Source organism: Maribellus luteus (assembly GCF_003576475.1).
GTDB lineage: Bacteria > Bacteroidota > Bacteroidia > Bacteroidales > Prolixibacteraceae > Draconibacterium > Draconibacterium luteum.
The window spans coordinates 622144-641185 of the sequence record NZ_QWGR01000003.1; the positions used below are offsets into that span (position 1 = coordinate 622144).

The 19042-nt window shown below is 45.3% G+C and carries 16 protein-coding genes; 7 read left to right on the top strand and 9 right to left on the bottom strand.

Features of this window, described 5'->3' with window-relative positions:
- Nucleotides 1–7: 7 nt before the first annotated feature.
- Nucleotides 8–490 carry a pyridoxamine 5'-phosphate oxidase family protein gene (locus D1614_RS08165; protein ID WP_119437390.1) on the bottom strand — a complete coding sequence of 161 codons (483 nt, stop codon included), beginning with the start codon at nt 488–490 and terminating at the stop codon, nt 8–10.
- 6 nt (nt 491–496) lie between these two features.
- Nucleotides 497–2440, bottom strand: coding sequence for a DNA primase (gene dnaG / locus D1614_RS08170; protein WP_119437391.1), 1944 nt, complete (start codon nt 2438–2440; stop codon nt 497–499).
- Between the two features lie 516 nt (nt 2441–2956).
- Between dnaG and D1614_RS08180 the strand changes: the two genes are divergently transcribed.
- Nucleotides 2957–3646 carry an SIR2 family NAD-dependent protein deacylase gene (locus D1614_RS08180; RefSeq protein WP_119437393.1) on the top strand — a complete coding sequence of 230 codons (690 nt, stop codon included), beginning with the start codon at nt 2957–2959 and terminating at the stop codon, nt 3644–3646.
- Nucleotides 3647–3656: 10 nt separating this feature from the next.
- Nucleotides 3657–4259 (top strand): porin family protein, encoded by a 603-nt coding sequence (locus tag D1614_RS08185; protein ID WP_119437394.1) that lies wholly within the window; start codon nt 3657–3659, stop codon nt 4257–4259.
- Between the two features lie 19 nt (nt 4260–4278).
- Here D1614_RS08185 and D1614_RS08190 read toward each other — a convergent pair whose 3' ends face one another.
- From D1614_RS08190 to D1614_RS08200, 3 genes are all read right to left on the bottom strand, one after another.
- On the bottom strand, nt 4279–4704 hold the full coding sequence (locus D1614_RS08190; RefSeq protein ID WP_119437395.1) for a globin domain-containing protein: 426 nt from the start codon (nt 4702–4704) through the stop codon (nt 4279–4281).
- Between the two features lie 54 nt (nt 4705–4758).
- On the bottom strand, nt 4759–5580 hold the full coding sequence (locus tag D1614_RS08195; protein ID WP_119437396.1) for a hypothetical protein: 822 nt from the start codon (nt 5578–5580) through the stop codon (nt 4759–4761).
- 223 nt (nt 5581–5803) lie between these two features.
- On the bottom strand, nt 5804–6505 hold the full coding sequence (locus tag D1614_RS08200; RefSeq protein ID WP_119437397.1) for a ComF family protein: 702 nt from the start codon (nt 6503–6505) through the stop codon (nt 5804–5806).
- Nucleotides 6506–6860: 355 nt separating this feature from the next.
- On the opposite strand from D1614_RS08200, the gene D1614_RS08205 reads away from it, so the two are divergent.
- The 3 genes from D1614_RS08205 (at nt 6861) to D1614_RS08215 (ending at nt 10476) form a co-directional block, all read left to right on the top strand.
- Nucleotides 6861–8393 carry an SUMF1/EgtB/PvdO family nonheme iron enzyme gene (locus D1614_RS08205; RefSeq protein WP_119437398.1) on the top strand — a complete coding sequence of 511 codons (1533 nt, stop codon included), beginning with the start codon at nt 6861–6863 and terminating at the stop codon, nt 8391–8393.
- A 41-nt stretch (nt 8394–8434) separates the two neighbouring features.
- The gene (locus D1614_RS08210) at nt 8435–9796 is read left to right on the top strand and encodes a Gfo/Idh/MocA family protein (RefSeq protein WP_119437399.1); all 1362 of its coding nucleotides are present in this window, start codon (nt 8435–8437) and stop codon (nt 9794–9796) included.
- Nucleotides 9797–9912: 116 nt separating this feature from the next.
- A complete protein-coding gene (locus D1614_RS08215) occupies nt 9913–10476 on the top strand; it encodes a collagen-like protein (RefSeq protein WP_119437400.1) in 564 nt (187 codons plus the stop codon).
- An 81-nt stretch (nt 10477–10557) separates the two neighbouring features.
- On the opposite strand, the gene D1614_RS08220 is transcribed toward D1614_RS08215, so the two are convergent.
- On the bottom strand, nt 10558–11250 hold the full coding sequence (locus D1614_RS08220) for a Crp/Fnr family transcriptional regulator (RefSeq protein ID WP_119437401.1): 693 nt from the start codon (nt 11248–11250) through the stop codon (nt 10558–10560).
- 170 nt (nt 11251–11420) lie between these two features.
- Here D1614_RS08220 and D1614_RS26055 point away from each other — a divergent pair, with 170 nt between their 5' ends.
- The gene (locus D1614_RS26055) at nt 11421–11627 is read left to right on the top strand and encodes a hypothetical protein (protein WP_119437402.1); all 207 of its coding nucleotides are present in this window, start codon (nt 11421–11423) and stop codon (nt 11625–11627) included.
- 158 nt (nt 11628–11785) lie between these two features.
- Here the strand turns inward: D1614_RS26055 and D1614_RS08230 are convergent, their stop codons facing one another.
- Nucleotides 11786–12517, bottom strand: a complete 732-nt coding sequence (locus D1614_RS08230) for an MBL fold metallo-hydrolase (protein ID WP_119437403.1) — start codon at nt 12515–12517, stop codon at nt 11786–11788.
- Nucleotides 12518–12670: 153 nt separating this feature from the next.
- Between D1614_RS08230 and D1614_RS08235 the strand changes: the two genes are divergently transcribed.
- On the top strand, nt 12671–14620 hold the full coding sequence (locus tag D1614_RS08235; protein ID WP_119437404.1) for a glycoside hydrolase family 97 protein: 1950 nt from the start codon (nt 12671–12673) through the stop codon (nt 14618–14620).
- Between the two features lie 1032 nt (nt 14621–15652).
- Here the strand turns inward: D1614_RS08235 and D1614_RS08240 are convergent.
- Entirely contained in the window at nt 15653–18082 is a 2430-nt protein-coding gene (locus tag D1614_RS08240; RefSeq protein WP_119437405.1) for a M56 family metallopeptidase, read from the bottom strand.
- Nucleotides 18082–18441, bottom strand: coding sequence for a BlaI/MecI/CopY family transcriptional regulator (locus D1614_RS08245; protein WP_119437406.1), 360 nt, complete (start codon nt 18439–18441; stop codon nt 18082–18084). The genes D1614_RS08240 and D1614_RS08245 overlap by 1 nt, the downstream gene beginning before the upstream one ends.
- Nucleotides 18442–19042: the final 601 nt, after the last annotated feature.

A 19042-nucleotide genomic window follows, 5' to 3' on the forward strand; every position in this document is an offset into this window, starting at 1 on the left:
AAATACTTTAGCTATTCCACGGAGTAATGGCTTTTGCGCCAAATTCCCTTGCTCCGAGAGCACTGATGTGTACCTTGAAAATCCCAACGTTTTTTACTGCCGGTGTTCCAAATTTAAATTCGCGGTCGCTGTATTGCTTCATCAGCAGTTCGAGACAGCGGTACTTTTCATCAAAATCATCGATAAACTCCACCGTTCCTTCCAGTACCACCGATTTCGATTTCACCCGGTAGCTGCATCCCACCTGAACATTCTGCCAGGCCAGCTCTTCTCCCAGTGTCCAGTTAATGCAAACGTTTGGGTTTTTCAGAATGCTTTCCCACATGCGGCCTTCCTGCGCCGAATGCAAAATGACCGTATCACCTTCAAACGCAAAATTCATGGGCAACACATACGGTTTATCGTCCACCGACATGGCCAGGTAACAGGTTTTGCAGGCTCTAATCACCTCTTCTATCTCTTCTCTTTTCTCAATATCGTACGTTCGCATATCCGCTCAGCTTATTATTCGGTTTCCCAGCTGGGTTGAAAGCTCCTTCTCTACCCGCTTCAGGTTCATATACATCGATTGCTCTTCGATTACCCTTTCAAAATCACCGGCAGCGTTTGCCTCATCAATTGCTTTTTCGATTCCCGCCAGCATGGCTTTCACCTTGCTCAGTTTGTATTCGTTTACAATGCGCGGAATCAGCAAATCCAGAATATCCTCCTCTTTTTCGGTAAAGGCACCGGCTTTTGTCCAGCGCTTACTTTCAATGTATTTGTCTGAAAGCAAATCGGTGGCCAGCTTGCTTACCTCGCCGTTGGGGTGATAAATAAAGTATTTCCACGAATCGAAGGCTTCATTTTCAATATTGTCGGCCACTTCGTAAAAGATCTTCTGAAACAAAGGGTTTTCTGAAACCAGCTCATCTTCTTCGATTTCAGCCACCATAAAGTCTTTCACTGCCACCGCTATTTTTTCTTCACTGTCTTTTTCCTTGAAATAAATAAGGGCATTGGCATGTTTTAGCAGAAAGCGCAAAAATTCCAGTTCCTCCGTTTCAAACCCCGAAGGTACGGGTGTTGCCGTAATGGCAACTTTGGGAGCCGGTCGCGACTGCTGCTCCCTTGTATCTCTTTTTTGAAAATCGTCGTTTTGCTTCTGCTTCTGTTTGCGCACTTCGTTGTACAGGACTTCCTCGTCTACCCCCAGCAGGTTGCTGCAATCTTTGATGTACACCGACCGCGTAATGGAATCGGGAATAACAGCCACCGAACGGATCACATCGCTGATCAGCCTTGCACGGGCGATCGGATCATTTTCGGTGTCCTTCATCAAAAGCTGCGTTTTGAAGCGGATGAAATCGGTTTCGTGCTCTTTGATGTACTCCAGAAAAGCACTGGCTCCCATTTTCTTGGCAAACGAATCGGGATCCTCGCCATCGGGTAAAAGCAATACTTTTACGTTCATCCCCTCTTCCAGCACCAGGTCGATCCCGCGCAGCGAAGCTTTGATACCGGCAGCATCGCCATCATAAATAATGGTGATGTTGGGCGTAAACCTTCTTACAAGCCGGATTTGTTCGGCAGTAAGCGCGGTACCCGAGGAAGCCACCACGTTTTCAATACCCGCCTGGTGCATCGACAAAACATCGGTGTAGCCTTCTACCAGGTACGCTTTGTCGGTTCGTGTCATTTCACGCTTTGCCTGGTAAATGCCGTACACCACCTTGCTTTTGTGGTAGATTTCCGACTCGGGCGAATTGAGGTACTTGGCCGTTTTCTTATCATCTTTCAGGATACGGCCCCCAAAAGCAATTACCCGGCCTGCGAGGTTGTGAATCGGAAAAATTACCCTTCCCGCAAAACGGTCGCGCAACCAGTCGTCGCGTTTGATGGTAAGTCCTGTCTTCTCCAGAAAATCGATCTTGTACCCTTGTTTGAGTGCCGCATCGGTAAACGGTGTTTTCCCGTCGGGAGCAAAGCCCACCTCAAACTTTTTCATTACATCGTCACGAAAACTGCGTTCCCTGAAATAACTCAGCCCAATGGTACGTCCTTCGTTTTCTTCCCACAAAAAGCGGGTAAAAAACTTCTGCGCAAAACCCGAGACGATCATCAAGCTTTCGCGCTCGTCTTTTAACTGTTTTTGCTCTTCGGTCTCCTCCTCCTCTGCAACCTCGATGCTGTATTTTTTGGCCAGCCACTTAAGTGCTTCCGGGTAACTCAGGCTCTCGTGCTCCATAATGAAGTTCACGGAGTTACCGCCCTTTCCGCAGCCAAAACACTTAAAAATGCCCTTGGCCGGGGAAACCGTAAATGAAGGTGTTTTTTCGTTATGAAACGGACACAATCCCAACATGTTAACACCCCGTTTCCGAAGTGTTACAAACTCAGAGACCACATCCGAAATCTCGGCTGCATCCAGTATTCGTTCTATGGTAGCATGATCGATCACGAATGCAAATGTAGAGATTTCAAATTAAGATTCCGGTTAATTTTATGAACACAGGAAAGGACGGGAAGCAAAAATCTGCCCTTACCACTTCAGAGCCTGCCCGAGTCGCCTCCGAACCTACTGCGCGGGGTAAAAAGGCGACACGAGTCGGTAATTTGCCGACTGCAGTCACCTCCGAAGCGACTCCGGTCAGTAAAAAGCCTACTGCAGTCGCCTCTCAGGTAACACGAGTCGCCTTTTTGCCGACTACAGTACCCTCTGAAGCCCGGCGAGTATGTTTTGAAGTGGGGAGGGGTACTTCGGAAGTACCCCTCCCCACTTCCGAAGTACCCCATTGGACTGAAAATGCGCCAGTTTTCGTATTTTTCAATCCCCTTGGGGCGCAAAGCAAAAAAACACAAGACAACCATCGCCGACAAGCATAAAAACATATTTGCCCGGAGTAAACCGTTGATTCACGATTTTTTTCTTCAGCGAAATTGTATTTTTGAATGAAAGAAAAAGACGATCCTCTAAATGAAAAAGAAACTGACAGTACTTTCAGGGGCGGGCATGAGCCAGGAGAGCGGGTTAAAGACCTTTCGCGACATGGGTGGATTGTGGGAACAATACGATGTTACTGAAGTGGCCTCGCCCGAAGCCTGGGAACGCGACCCCGCGCTCGTACTTCGTTTTTACAACCAGCGCCGGAAGCAACTTTTTGAAGTGGAACCCAACGCCGGCCACCTCGGAATTGCCAGGCTGGAACAGTGGTTTGACGTGGATGTGGTAACCCAGAATGTGGACAACCTGCACGAACGCGCCGGAAGTTCCCGCGTTTTGCATCTGCACGGCGAACTGATCAAAGCCCGGAGCACCATCGATCCTGTCCTGGTTTACGAGCTCGACCACTGGGCCCTCGATTTGGGCGATTTGTGTGAAAAAGGCAGTCAGCTCCGCCCGCACATTGTGTGGTTTGGCGAAGCGGTGACAGAAATACCCAAGGCCGTCCGCATTGTTGAGCAAGCAGATATTCTGGTGGTTATTGGCACTTCGCTGGCGGTTTACCCGGCGGCAGGACTGGTGAATTATGTACAAAAAGGCACCCCTATTTTTGTGATCGACCCGGGAAAACCGGCCGTTCACCAACCCAATGTCTTTTATGTCGAGGAAAAAGCGGGCAAGGGAGTGGAGCTGCTACTGGAAGAACTCAAAAAATTAATGTAAATTGGCACTAATGAACAGAACGTTACTCATCCTATTCTTTCTGCTGCTTGCAAACATCGTTTTTGCACAGCGATTTGATGCCGGCCTGATTGCCGGATTCAACGGAACCCAGGTGGAAGGTGATGCTTTCAAAGGCTACAACAAAGTAGGTTTACTGGCCGGTATTTTTGTACAAACCGATATCGCACCCGCTATCTCTGCCGGCATAGAAATCAAATATTCGCAAAAGGGATCGAGACGAAATTTCAATCCCAAAACCACCCAAGACCAATACATCATGCGTCTTGGCTATATTGAAATTCCGGTGTTCCTGGCATTTAGGACCAATGACAAAAGCATGATCATCGGCGGAATTTCTCCCGGAGTACTGATACATTCGCGCGAAATTATTGGTGTTGACGATGTCGATGATCCCAACAAAATGCCTTTCAAGGAATTCGATCTTCAGCCTTTTGCAGGATTTCAGTTCGATTTCCTGGAGCGCATGTCGGTCGATCTGAGGTTTGCGCTTTCGGTGGTACCGATACGCAATAAACCGGAAGCTACCACTTCCTACTGGCTCAACAACCAGTTTAACAACGTCATTTCACTGGCGCTGTACTACAAGCTTTAATTGAAAGAAAAACAGGACATCAGCTGTTCACCATCCACTTCGAAAATACATCGAGGTAGTTCCAGAACGACATCAGCACATTCTCCGGCAAATCCAGTTTTTTCAGCACTTCGCGGTAACAATTCAACCATTCGATGCGGGCTTCGGCCGTGATCTGAAACGGACGATGGCGACGGTTCATCTGCGGCATCCCGCGGTGTTGGTTGAAATAATCGGGCCCTCCGCAAATCTGGATAAAAAAATCGGCCGAGTGCTCCTTGGCTTTTTCCAGGGCTATCGGATTTTTGGGAAACAAATGTTTGATCGGGCTTTGCACCACTAAGTCGTAGTGGTCGCTCACCATTTTCCGCATCCCCTCTTCCTGCAACAGAGTAAACATATCGTGCATGGGCATGGGAACATTGGGCCTTACGCCCGGGAAATATTTGCTGATTGTGAATTCCATCTCTATTCTTTGTTCTGAAAACAAAAATTTGCTAAAGATGTTGAACCGACCGCCTTATTTTCCAAAAACCCATCCAATTCTGATTCCGGAAGTCAAAGCAATGGGGAATTCCTCGGGTGCCACAATAAAGCCATAAGGCAATCCGCTGTAATCGTCGGCACCAAAACCATAACCTACCCCCACATAAGTATCTACAAGAAATGAATTATCGAAAACCCATTGTTTTCCAAACTTCAACATAAGTGCCACCGTAGTTTTCTGTTCTCTCTCACCGGTATACCTGGAGTGGGAATAACCTTGTTCGTCAAGGTAATAATCGTAACCTTCCCCATCGTACTTCATGTAGCGCAAGGCAATTTCGGGAGCAAAATAGGCACCTTTCAGAATGTGTGAGTAATGCATGCGGTATTGATAGTAATCGGGATTCCGCATAAATTTCCAGGCAAACTTACCGTACACTCCTACCGGATCAATCTCCTGTATGTCGTTTCCAAGCCCAACAATACCCAAAGCTACTTCCCACGATTTACCGGGTTTTACACTCTTCTCATAAACCAATTCAGTAGTTCCAAACAGCGGCGAAAGGAAATTAATTTTCAGTGCCTGCTTTCCCTGGGTGGCATAATATTCCGGATCATTAAAAGAATTGCTATCAATGGTAATCACTTCGCCGGTTCCAAACTCGATCCGCTCAACCAGCGCCTTATCAATTCCAAACACCAGCTTGGGGCTCTCCTGGTAGTAGTACTTTACCTCGTCGGTACCCACTTCGCTTACCTTACAATTAATAACCTCGCTGTTTTTCTTAATGATTTTGTCTTGCGCCGATGCGGCAAACAATACGATTAGGAAGATCCCTGTCAATAGTGCTTTCATCTGTTTAAATGTTTGTTGTTAACTACATTTCGCGGCCTGCACACCTTCATTCTTTACACTGAAAAGAAACGAACTGCCTGTGCCGGCATTGCGAGGAACTTGCTTTCCGGTTTTTGGTGCTAATTTATGGTTTAACATATTACCAACAAAGTACATTTTATCTTTTTTGTAGTTTGAATCTCTGAGCTATCTTTTTAAGGTCGAACAATGCAAGGAACACTTCTCAGAAATCGGCAAAAGCCAGCGTGGCAATGCTTACTTTCACTCCGTCAATTTTCAGCAGCTGAAATGCACAGGCTTCAAGTGTGGAACCGGTGGTCACCACATCGTCTACCAGTAAAATGTGCTTTCCTTTCAACTCTTCGGGCCGGTGAGTATCAAAAATGCCTTCCACGTTTTGCCAGCGTTCAAAGCGGTTTTTGCGCGTTTGCGTTGCGGTAAATACTTTCCGGTAAAGATTATCTGACACCACGGGTTTCGCCATTGCTTCAGCCATTCCCCTGGCAATGTAGAGACACTGATTGTAGCCCCGCTTTTTCTCTTTTTTCGGATGTAGCGGAACCGGAATCAACACATCGATTGCCGAAAATGCTTCGGATTCCGCCAACCGGTAGCCAAACTTACGCCCGGTTTCAACCCCCAGCTCTTTCATTCCTTTGTATTTAATGTAGTGAATCAGTTGCTGGTAGTTGCTTCCTTTTCGGTACGAGTAAAAGGCAGTGGCATTTTCAATCTTCACCCTGCCCCAGAAAAGTTGTTCTACTTTGTTTTCGGGTTGCAAATGAAAATTAGTCACCGGCAAATCGTACCAGCATTCCAAGCACAGAAACCTTTCCTGCGAAATGAGTCTTTCCCCACAGGTAACACACAATGAAGGAAAAAACAATTCAACCAGATCGGAAATACCATGTTTGAGCCTGTTCATAGCCATAAGTTACGAAATATTCCTGCGTCTTTTTATAGCTCCCCAACAGTTGTTTACCAGACCTTAATCAACATTTAATGCTTTTGTAATCACTTTAATACAGCCCAACCAAAACATATTCCCTACCTTGCAGGTACAATTATTTCCCTTTCTCTCTCTTGTATTCCTATCAAGAATTATCCACGGGTTGTCGCTCTCCGGCAACCTTTTCTTTTTTCCGCTACCTCTTTAAACACTGGCAGAACAAATCCAACTGGTGTGTTATAAATAATTGAAACCAGCACAGTTGCATAAGATAAAATCCTTAAATTAGGCCCACTTAAATCAAACATATTACCTGATAAATTATTACCAGATGTTCAGAAAATTTGGCAATTATCTCAGAAAGAAACTCTTGCTGGTTCTTTTCCTTGGTTTTGTGGTCGGAATTTTGATCACAGTTTATGCAAACAAAGCTATCGAAGTCACTTCAACAAACGAGTCGTGCGAAATGTGTCACGTTCATCCGCATGTTACAGAATCGTGGAAACTCTCGGTACATTACGACACCCGCGTAGGAATACAAATTGGTTGTGTCGACTGTCATTTACCCCCTAAAGGAGAAGGCTATCTGAAAGAAAAAATAAAAGCTTCGGCCCGCGATCTTTATGGCTATGTATTTAAAGACTCTGCCGATTTTAACTGGGAAGCAAAATCAAGCCTGGAGCAGGCTCAACATCATGTTTTCAAAGCTTCCTGTGTGAAATGCCATTCCAATCTTTTCCCGCTTACACTTTCGCAAAAGGGACAGGATGCGCATTTGTATTATTCTCAAAACGAAGAACAGCTGAGGTGTATCAACTGTCACCTCAACGTGGGGCATTACGACCCCAAAGCCCTGCACGCCAAAAACGTGGAATTTGGAAGCACCGGTGCCGAGAACCTGGAGAAATTTACCGAGCCTGCGCGGGTTACCGCTTTGGAAAGTTATACGGAAACAATTCCGGGAACTACGATTTCATTTAATATGAAAGCTATTCCGGGAGGAAGCTTCAAAATAGGAAGCCCCGAAGACGAACAACTTCGGAAAGCCGATGAAGGTCCGCAGAAAACGGTAAAAGTAAGCCCGTTCTTTATGGCCGAAGTGGAGGTTACCTGGAGCGAATACCTCGCTTTCTACACCGCTACGGCAACCGAAGGAAGAACCTCGGATACGGAAGGTACACGTGCCAACGCCGATGTGGATGCGATTTCGGGACCAACACCACCTTACGGGCAACCCGACCAAAACTGGGGTCTGGGAGACCGCCCAGCGATTACCATGAGTTATCATTCGGCTGAAACCTATTGCCGGTGGTTGTCGCAGGTAACCGGTAAAACCTATCGCCTGCCCACCGAAGCAGAATGGGAATACGCCGCACGTGGAGGAACAGAAACTCCTTATTTCTTTGAAGGAAATCCGAAAGACTTTGGCGACAAAGGATTTATCGGAAAATTGTTTGGCAAAAGCAGTGAAACCATCAACGAATACGTGATTTACGAAGACAACAGCGGGTTAAAAACCGGCAAACCCGACAAGGTGGAAGCCAACCCGTTCGGACTAAAGAATATGTTGGGAAATGCGGCTGAATATTGCCTCGACTGGTATGCTGAAGACAGTTATGCCAAACTTCAGGACGGAGCCACCGACCCGAAAGGACCTGCCACCGGTGAGGAACGCGTAATAAGGGGCGGAACTTTCAAAAGCCCGGTTGGCGAAGTGCGCAGTGCAGCCCGCGACCATACGCAAAGCGAGGCCTGGCTAAAAACCGACCCACAGATTCCAAAGAGTATCTGGTGGCTTTCCGACTGTAATTACATCAGCTTTAGAGTGGTGTGTGAATTCGACGAGAAAACAGGCAAGAATTAAACATAGCTATATTCCTAAATTACAACTAAAATTTTAACATCATGAGTGACAATAATTTTTCGAGAAGAAGGTTTTTGACCGGTGCAGCCGTAGTTGGAGCAGCAGGTGCCATGGGAGTTGGAACTTTTTCATCCTGTGCCTCAGGAGGTGGAGATACTTCGGCAGCCGGTGTGTCTTACGACTGGGAACCAAGGGAATATAATTTCCCGCCTATGCTGGACGAAGTTCCGGCAGGAGCAGAACTTAAAGCCGGTATTATTGGTTGTGGTGGCCGGGGAACCGGAGCTGCCATTAATTTCCTTGAAGCCGGAGGATCTACGGTAACCGTTACCGCTCTTGGAGATGTTCTCAAAGACAGGCTGGACAGCTGCCGCGATAAAATCAAGAATGAAAAAGGCCTGGAAGTTCCCGAAGAAAACTGTTTTGTTGGCTTCGACGCTTTCGAAAAAGTTATTGACTCGGGTGTAGACATTGTAATTCTGGCTACTCCTCCGAAATTCCGTCCGGAGCATTTTGCAGCCGCGGTAAAAGCACGCAAGCATGTGTTTATGGAAAAACCCATTGCTGTTGACACAGCGGGTGTTCGCCAGGTATTGGCAGCCGCCAAAATGGCCGACAACATGGGATTAAAAGTGGTTACCGGAACACAACGCCGTCACCAGCACAAATACCAAAGCATTTATAAAGAACTAGCCAATAACTCTATCGGAAGACTTGTTTCGGGAGAAGTTTCCTGGAACGGCGGACAGTTGTGGTACCGCGACAACAATCCGAACTGGAGCGAAATGGAATGGATGATCCGCGACTGGGTTAACTGGTGCTGGTTATCAGGCGACCACATTGTGGAACAACACGTTCACAACATCGATGTTGCCAACTGGTTCTTTGGAAAACACCCGGTAAAAGCGCTCGGTTTTGGTTCGCGCCAACGTCGCCCCACCGGAGACCAGTACGATAACTTTGCGGTTGATTTCATTTTTGACGACGACAGACACGTTTTGAGTACCTGCCGCCAGATCAACGGTTGTTCCAATGCGGTAAACGAACTTTTCCACGGAACAAAAGGGCATTCGTTCACATCGCAAGGTGGTACGGCAAAAATTACCGACCTGCAGGGCAACGAACTGTTTGCGTTTGAAGATCACGACACCAGTCCCTACGTTCAGGAGCACAAAAACCTGATCACCTGTATCCGTCAGAACATTCCGTTTAACGAAGCAGAAGAAACAGCGAACTCCGTAATGACAGCCATCATGGGCCGTGTTTCTGCTTACACCGGAAAACAGGTTACCTGGGACGAAATGATGAACTCGGATATGAAACTGGGACCTGATACCTACATCATGGGCGATATCGGTTTCATCAAAAATGCAAGCGTTCCGGTTCCCGGATCGGCCGACTAGTTTTCATTTTACAAAAACATACAAAACCTTCGGATCAACTCCGGAGGTTTTTTTTGGCACCATCCTTGTTTAGGACGATCCTGAAAACAAATTATTCATCAGAAAATCATAAAGACATGAAAAAGCTAGCAAACATTTTCTTACTCGCAGCAGCCTTGTTAATCGCAGCATGCGAAGGCCCCGTGGGACCGATTGGCCCTCCCGGAATTCCCGGGGAAGACGGTGATTCTTTTTTGGGAACCGTTTTTGAAATGGAAAACATCGATTTTACCCCAGCAAACGGGTACAGTGTAATCAAAAACTTCCCCAGCAATGTTGACATCTACGAAGACGACGTGGTACTGGTTTACATTCTGTGGGAACAGGACAATGGACTGGATGTGTGGCGACTGATGCCTCAAACTGTTTTTATTGATGACGAAAATTTAAAAGGCGAAATCCAGTATAATTTCGACTATACCCTGGAAAATGTACGGGTGTTCCTTGAATTTACCATTCCTGAGAATGAGTTGCGCCCGGCTGAAACAGATAACCAGATTTTTAAAGTAGCTATTATCCCGGCGTTATTCGCTTCGCAGAAGAACGTCGATATCAGCGACATTAATTCAGTGATCAATGCTTCCAACATTCAAATGAAAGACCTTGGAGCACTGGATCTCAACAACAAAATACTGAAGTAAGCATCCTACCTTATACAAAGGCCATTCGGAAATTCCGGGTGGCTTTTTTTGCTCCAACCTTACCGCGAACAACAAGCGGCACTATCCTTTTCGCTGGATTTCTTCCAGTTTCTGCTCATCAACAATGGTAAATGTGTTTTTCTGAACGCGGATGATTCCGGCTTCCTGGAATTCTTTTAGCAAACGCGCCACACTTTCCCGCGAGGTACCGATCAATGCAGCCAGTTCCTGTTTGGTAATATCCAGTTTGAAGGGATTCTGGTTGTACACCTGGTCCCGGAAATAAAACAACGAGTTGGCCAGCCGCCCCGGAACCTGTTGCTGCACATTATTTACCAGCCGGTCGAAGTAATTCATTTCGTCGCCCACCATGTACTGGATGACTTCGGAAGCAAACTGCCCGTTCTTTTTCAGCAACAAACCAAATACTTCGGTATCAATAAAACAGACTTTCACCGGTGTTACCGCAGTGGCAGAAACGCTGTTTTGACGCCGTTGGTTGTTCAGATTGTTCAACGCCAGGTAAGCTCCCTTTTTATGAATACTCAAAATGTAATCCTTTTCACCGATCCCCTTTTTACTGAGCTTAACAAAGCCCTCGCGTATGTATACCACATGATGGGCGGGTGTCCCCTCTTTAAAAATCAATTCGCCTTTTCTGAATTCGGTTTGCAAACAGCCCTTCCCCAATTCGCAAAGTTCTTCATCGTTTAAAATCGAAACAACATTCGATTTGATCTGGCAATTCAGACAAGCATCTGTTTTTATCGTCATCCTATCTTTTCAGTAAAATATTATCAACATCACATCTGTTTGTGCAAAACATCACAAATTACACGCTTCAATATCACAGGCACAAAACAAATATATCATATTTATTTATGAACATATGTTGTTTATAGTGTTTTTCTTTGTTGTACAAACGAACATTAAAAAAGAGAGTCATGAAAAAAGTTCTTGTATTAATTTGCTACAACCTGGGCCTTTGGGGAATTCTGGGTTTCTTTGCCACTCTGCTGTTAGGTTTTTTAGCATGTTGCGCCAATTTATCCGAAAAATTATTCTACGGTTTTTTGATCGTTTTTGCGCTAAGCGGCCTTGTTACAACCATTTTCTGCGTTTCGAGAGGGTGCAAGAAAATAACCAAATAGTCCCCGCCAAAACAAGAGTATACGAACTCTGCGGCAATTGGTTAATACCGTGCGAAGAACCAGCGTAAGCCAGCGCTTTCATTCGGACAGCGGAAAAATTGTGCCTCTAAAAAACGAATTCAGTCCTACATACACCTAACTCCCGGCACAGCAACACATCAATTCAGTTTTCTTATTCGTACCTCTATGTCCTTGTCATTTTCCAGCAACTTAACAAGTTCGCCGGTGTCAGTTTCTCCGAAATGATAAGGATACAACACTTTTGGATGAAACAAACGCGCTGCGTCTGCGCACATTTCCGGAGTCATCGTATAAGGAAGGTTCATGGGAAGAAAGGCGACGTCGATATCGACCAGATCGGCCATTTCAGGAACATTTTCGGTATCACCGGCTATGTACACTTTCTTATCGGCAAAACGGATCACATAACCATTTCCCCGTCCTTTTGGATGAAAAGGTGTGCCATCGGCCCGCATATTCCGGATATTGTAAGCGGGAACTGCTTCCACCGAAATCGTTCCAAACACTTTGGTGTCGCCGTTCTTCATTACATCGGTACCGGTATACTTCGGAGAGCAACTTTCGGTCAGCACAACGCGGGTTGCCTCCTTTTTAACAGCATCAATTGCTTTCGGATCGAGATGATCGCCGTGCTCGTGCGTAATAAGAACAAGGTCGGCTTTGGGCATCGATTCATAATCGGCATACTGCGACACCGGATCCACATGAATCACTTTCCCGTTAAACTCCAGCATTAACGTACCGTGTCCGATAAAGGTAATGGCCAGCTCTCCTTCCGATGTTTTAAAAACGTCCTTCTCAAATTCGGCGGCTTTTAACGGTATGCTTGCCGAAACAATAATTACCATAATCAATATTATTTTTTTCATAACCCTAAGCTTTAGTACCTACTAATTTAGCTATAATTTGGCTACCTTGCCTACTCTTTAATTTTTAACAAAATATCTAATATTCAATGTTGGCAAGCGGCTTCAACGGGGCCATTAAGGGCTTGCACCATCTTACAATTAAAATCCTGTGATATGTATAAACTAACCATGATTCTGCTTCTGATGCTTTTTGTGTCAGGAGTTTCAGCCAAAGATTATGCGGTTTCCTCGCCATCGGGGAAAGTGGCCATAAAAGTGACCGTAAATGAACAGGTTTCATACGCTGTTCTTTTAAACGGAAAGGAAATTGTTGCTCCGTCGCCCATATCGATGGAAATTTCGGACGGAACTGTTTGGGGTACCCAAGCAAAAGTAAAAAAGGCAAAAACCACCTCTGTTTCGCAGGAATTGCGGCCTGCCGTAAAAGTTAAACGCACCGTTATTAAAGATGAATACAACCTGCTAACGCTTACTTTTAGTGGTTATTCACTCGAATTCAGGGCTTACGACGAAGGCGCGGCTTACCGTTGGGTTTCGGCCGCAAAGGGCGACTACCAGGTAATGTCGGAGCAGGTAACCTTTGCTTTCCCGGCCGACCACAACATCTGGTTTCCGGAAGAAGAAAGCCTGATGTCGCACCAGGAACGCGAATACCTGAAAGAAAAACTTTCGAATATCGGAAGCGAACGTTTTGGCTCTACCGGGATGCTGGTAGATTGCGGCAACGGTGTTAAAACCTACATTTCGGAATCGGGATTGATGGATTACCCGGGCATGTGGCTGCGCGGTTGCGACGAGAACAAAAATGCACTGAAAGGCAAATTTGCCGGTGTGGTACTGGAAGAAAAAAAGGAAAACGACCGCGATGTACGCCCCGTGAAATATGCCGATTACATTGCCCGTTGCAGCGGCCCGCGTGTTTTCCCGTGGCGCGTGATGCTGATTACCGAAAACGATGCCGCATTGGTGGAATCGACCCTTATTTACCAACTGGCCCCAGAGCAAAAAATTGAAAACACCGACTGGATCAAACCCGGGAAAGTAGCCTGGGACTGGTGGAATGCCAACAATATTTACGGTGTTGATTTTGAATCGGGAGTAAACAACGAAACCTACAAGTATTTCATCGACTTTGCCTCGGCAAACGGCCTCGAATACATTATTCTGGATGAAGGATGGTACCATTTAGGCGACGTCCTGGATGTGGTGGATGAAATCGACATTCAAGAGCTGGTGGATTACGGCAAGGCAAAAAATGTGGAGATAATCCTGTGGGTGGTATGGAAAACACTGGATGAAAAACTTGTTGAAGCCCTCGATCAGTTTCAGAAATGGGGCGTAAAAGGAATCAAAATAGATTTTATGCAGCGCGACGACCAGTGGATGGTTAATTTCTATGAGAAAATTGCCATGGAATGCGCCAAACGGCAGTTGCTGGTCGATTACCACGGGGCGTACAAACCCTGCGGCCTCGACCGTGCTTACCCGAACGTTGTTTCATACGAAGGCGTAAAAGGGCTTGAAAATGCCAAGTGGTCGAATCTTCCCGATCCGGAACACGATGTTACGCTGCCCTTTATCCGCATGGTGGCCGGCCCCATGGATTACACGCCCGGCGCGATGATCAACAAAACAAAGCAAAACTTCCAACCGGTTTTTACCGAACCCATGAGCCAGGGCACCCGTTGCCACCAGCTGGGCATGTACGTAGTGTACGAAAGTCCGCTGCAAATGCTGGCCGACAACCCATCGAACTACTACCGCGAGCCCGGATGTATGGAATTTCTTTCGGTCGTTCCGTCGGTGTGGGACGATACCAAAGTTCTGGAGGCCAAAGTAAGCGACTACATTGCCGTTGCCCGCCGTTCGGGCGATAGCTGGTACGTTGGTGCCATGACCGACTGGGACCCGCGCACGCTGGAGCTGAAACTCGATTTCCTGGGTGAAGGCACTTACACCATGAAAGTTTGGAAAGACGGCGTAAACGCTACCAAACATGCGGCCGATTTCGCACAGGAAACCGTGGAAGTAACTTCCGGTTCAACCGTAAAAGTAAATATGGCTCCCGGCGGAGGTTGGGTAGCTATTATTGAAAAGAAATAGCGAAGAGCAAGGAGCTAAGAGCGAAGAGCAAGGAGGATGGCATCCGTGAGAGGCAACTCAGATACGGATGCCATCTTTTTTATGTCCAAATATTTTGAATGCAACTTAGCAAGGATAATCCCCTCGTTTGTAGCCAGGGAAAGTGTCCGAACTTCTTATAAACGACAATGTCAACGGTGCGCTGCACCTTGCGTTTGTGTTTTCCTGTTTAACCACAAATATTCCCGGTGCGCTGCACCATTTCTTTTGATATGATATTCAGACTACAAATATTTTGAATGCAACTTAGCAAGGATAATCCCCTCGTTTGCAGCCAGGAAGAGCGCCGGAACTTCTTATAAACGACAAAGTCAGCGGTGCGCTGCACCTTGGTTTGTGTTTTCCTGTTTAACTACAAATATTCCCGGTGCGCTGCACCATTTCTTTTGATATGATATTCAGACTACAGATATTTTTAAGAGTAGCGCACCTTTCAATAAATGAAATTTCTTTAGCAGCAGCGCTGCGGAATATGTATAGATCGAAATCATGGTCGCAAATGAAGGTGCGGCGCACCGAAACATAATTCATCAAAAAAAACTGAACAACACGTTGTGAAAGGGGTGCCTTTTTTCGGTGAAAGTCAGTTTTAAAAAATATCCTATTCTCAACTTTGAATGTAAAATATCCAGCAAAATCCAGAAAATTGGATATTGGGAATTCTACATTGGATATTCTGCATTAAAAAATAAAATGAATATCCGTTTTGATGCCTAAATGATTTTTAGCACGCGGATTCCGCAGAAAAGCGCGGATTACAGCAGCTTGTTCTCTGAAGAATCTGCGATAATTAGCGTAATCTGCGTGAACTTTTTCTTTTTAGGCAATAATGCGGATATTCATTAAAAATAAAAACAAATCCCGGATAGGAGTATACATCTTAACTCTCATTTCTATTGGTGATTCTCCGGAATCAGGATTGTTTTGTCCGCTGAACCTACATCTCTTTTGTGCGGCACATTTACAACCGGAGATTACTAAGATCTCGTCGTATTACTGTAACCTAAATTTTACATTCATTATTACATTTTTCCCAATCAATTCCGGAATATCAATCGCAGGCATTAACGAAACCACCCGCTTTGCTTCATTTTTCAGGGCTTTGTTTAAGACATCGGATTCCCCCTTTTTGGAAAATTGGGGTCCATAGCCCGTAACAACCACCTCGTCGAGCACAACAGCATCCTCGGGCTTTTCATCCAGAAGTGCAATTCTCCCCTTTGCATCCACATGAACAAATACATTCACATCTCCGGTATGATAGCACTCCCGGGGAGCAAGCGGATATTTGATTTTTTGGGCAATAAATTTCCGCATTTCCAACATCGATTTGATTTTATACGAGTGTGTCTGAATAATTATTACGCCATCTTTCGCTGCGTCGCCATAAAGTTCTGTTGCGGCCTCATCTTTCAGAACAGAAATGGAAGAAATATCGCCGGGCGAAATGTCATTCATTTCTCCTTTGTATTCTTTTCCATCAAGAATTACGAGGGGAGACTTTCCATCAAAAGATTCCTGTGCTTTTACCGGGACAATGGATACTGCCGGTTCACTGTCTTTGGCATTCTGCTTACCAGCGCTTTTCGCCGCCGACTTGGTGGTAATAAATATCACCCCGTTCTTTCCTATTTCCGATCCATAAAGAGCTGTAGCTGATGCTCCTTTCAATACACTTATACTTTCGATGTCATCAGTATCTAGCTTGTTAGTATCAGTCACTCTTTTGCCATCGATAAAATACAAAGGATCACCTGTTTTCAAATTTTCTTTGGTTGTTATTAAAATGGCACCGTCTTTCCCTTTTTCGCCAAACAAATTGGTGGCGGCTTCTCCTTTCAGTACATCCATCGACTTAATTTTCTCGCTATCAATCTCCGATAAGTCGCCTTCAAACTTTTTATCGTCAACATATACAAGCGATTTCTTTAACGCCAACGCCGACTTGGTAGAAATAAGAACCACCCCATTTTTGGCTTTTTCGCCATAAATTGCCCTTGTAGTTGCATCCTTTAACACTGAAATACTTTCAATATCGCTGGCATTTAAGGCGTTAATATCTTTGTATTCTTTGCCATCCACGATAAACAGTGGCGCATTCTTACCCGTAGCCGATATTTTTAAGTCTTCAGTAGAGCCTGGCTTTAAAGTAACTGAACCATCTTTTGAAAGGGTTCCATCGAAATTGCCGTCAATCTTCCAGCCCGATGTTTGAGTCGCATCACCGGAATTGGGCTTTACTTGTTCATACTTCCCCTCTCCTTTTATTTTAATATCCTCGTTTTCTTTTGAAGCTGAAAGTTTTACATCGATTGTTGACCGCTTGTTTACCTTCACCTCTTTCTGATCAAAGCCAATCATCATAAAAACAAGCGTTGCGGCATCGTCTTCGAGTTTCAGTTCGTAATTACCTTCCATGTCGGTAATGGTACCAATGGTGGTGCCTTTTACAAAAACAGCGGTTCCGGGCAAGGCCTTTCCGGCTTCATCGGTAATTTTTCCGGTGATTGTTTTTGCCGCTGCAACTACTTCAGCAGTGTTACTTTCGATAAACTCTGTTTTTACTTCCTTGTTTGAAAGCCCCATGATAAGCACGGCCAGTAAAGGCAGAACAACCAGCTGTTTGAGCAGCGGGTACTTGTTTTCTGATTTTTGTTTCATCATAATAATTCGGTTTTTAAGTTGTGATCCGTTTAATGCAGTTAGAAAAGGAGCTACCCCCTTTTTGTCGGCCAGTCCAACCATTGCCAGCTGGTAGGCCTCCGGGTTATGGCTTTGGGCAACCTGGTGGTCGGTAAGGTATTCGAGGTTGTTTTTCATGGCATCTTTAATCAGCCACGCAAAAGGGTTGAACCACTGGAACAGAAAAAGGACTTCGCCCGCCAGTATGTCGAGCGTGTGCCGTTCTTTTACATGAATACTCTCGTGCAGAACGATCATTTCCAGGTTGGGATTCCGGGTGGTTTTTTCGGAAAGTACAATTTTGTTGAAGAACGAAAACGGGTGTACGTCTTTCGAAGTCACATTCACAATGGTTCCGTAAAACTCCCTGAGTTTGCTGGTACGAACAATGTGAAAAGCCTTGTAGTGCCCCAGCAACAGATGGCCCAGAAAGAGCATCGTTCCGGCCAGGTAAATCAGGAACAATACGCTTGTCCACTCCATTTCCGGTTCTGCCGCCGCCGAAACACCCGCTCCGGGCAAATAGGCATAACTCTCGGCATAGTTCACTGTCTGGGTTTCGATGTACCGCACCGAAGTAAAGGTAATCAGCGGGATCAGAAAGCTGATGGCCAGCGAAACCGGCAGGTAAATCCGGTTAAACAAAAACTGTTTTTTGTTTTGGAAAAGCGCCAGGAATAAGAGGTAAAAAGCCCCGGCTGCCAGGCCCGATTTTCCGATGTAGAGCAGGAAGTTTTCCATTATTTTCCCTCTTTTATCAGTTTAATGAGCTCATCAATCTCCTGCTCCGACAAGCCTTTTTCTTTCACAAAAAACGCCACCGCACTTTTGTAAGAATTATCGAAATAGTCGCTTACCACCTGTTTCATAAACGAATGGCGGTACTCTTCTTTCGACAACAGAGGAAAATATTGATAGGTGTTGCCATACTGCTTGTAGCCGATAACTCCTTTTTCCTGCAGCAGGCGCACCAACGACGAAATGGTGTTGTAATGCGGTTTCGGATCGTCGTATTCTTCCACAATGTCTTTTACAAATGCTTTTTTTAGCTGCCAGAGGATTTTCATTACCTCTTCTTCTTTTCGGGTGAGTCGTTTCATTGTTCAGACTTTAAGATTTAAGGAGCGAGCACCGAGTACGATCTTCTCAATACTTTGTACTCAACACTAAATTTTCTACTTCCGAACAAACATACAACTGATTTTTCAGTTTTGCAACTATTTTTTCAGTTTTTAAACTGAATTTTCAGTTATTAATTCATCACGGCTATTCACGAGAGCTGAAAAGCACCTGATAAACAATACAATATAGCACTACTATTACAGATAAAACATCAATCCAAGTCGCTATATCCGTTTCTCGCCCCTATCTCTTACAAGGGACTTAAGTCTTCCTCCTGCGAGACCACCATCTATAAAAAAAACTATTTGGGCAGTTATTTTTAGATAAAAGATTGCTGTACGGCGCACAGAACTTCTAGCTTCGAAACAACGGAGAGATTGCGCCGGTTGCTGGTTCTTATCAATACCCCGGGTTGCACTCTCCGTCCGTCAACTGACGGATCGTTTACCCGCGGTTATTATCGTTACACCCTTTCAGGGTGATAATTGAATCGGGATTTATATGTCTTGTCCTAAAATAGGTTTACACAAAAAGTAAATTTATGTCAGGATTTATAGTTTATGATGAAAGCTTCAAGCG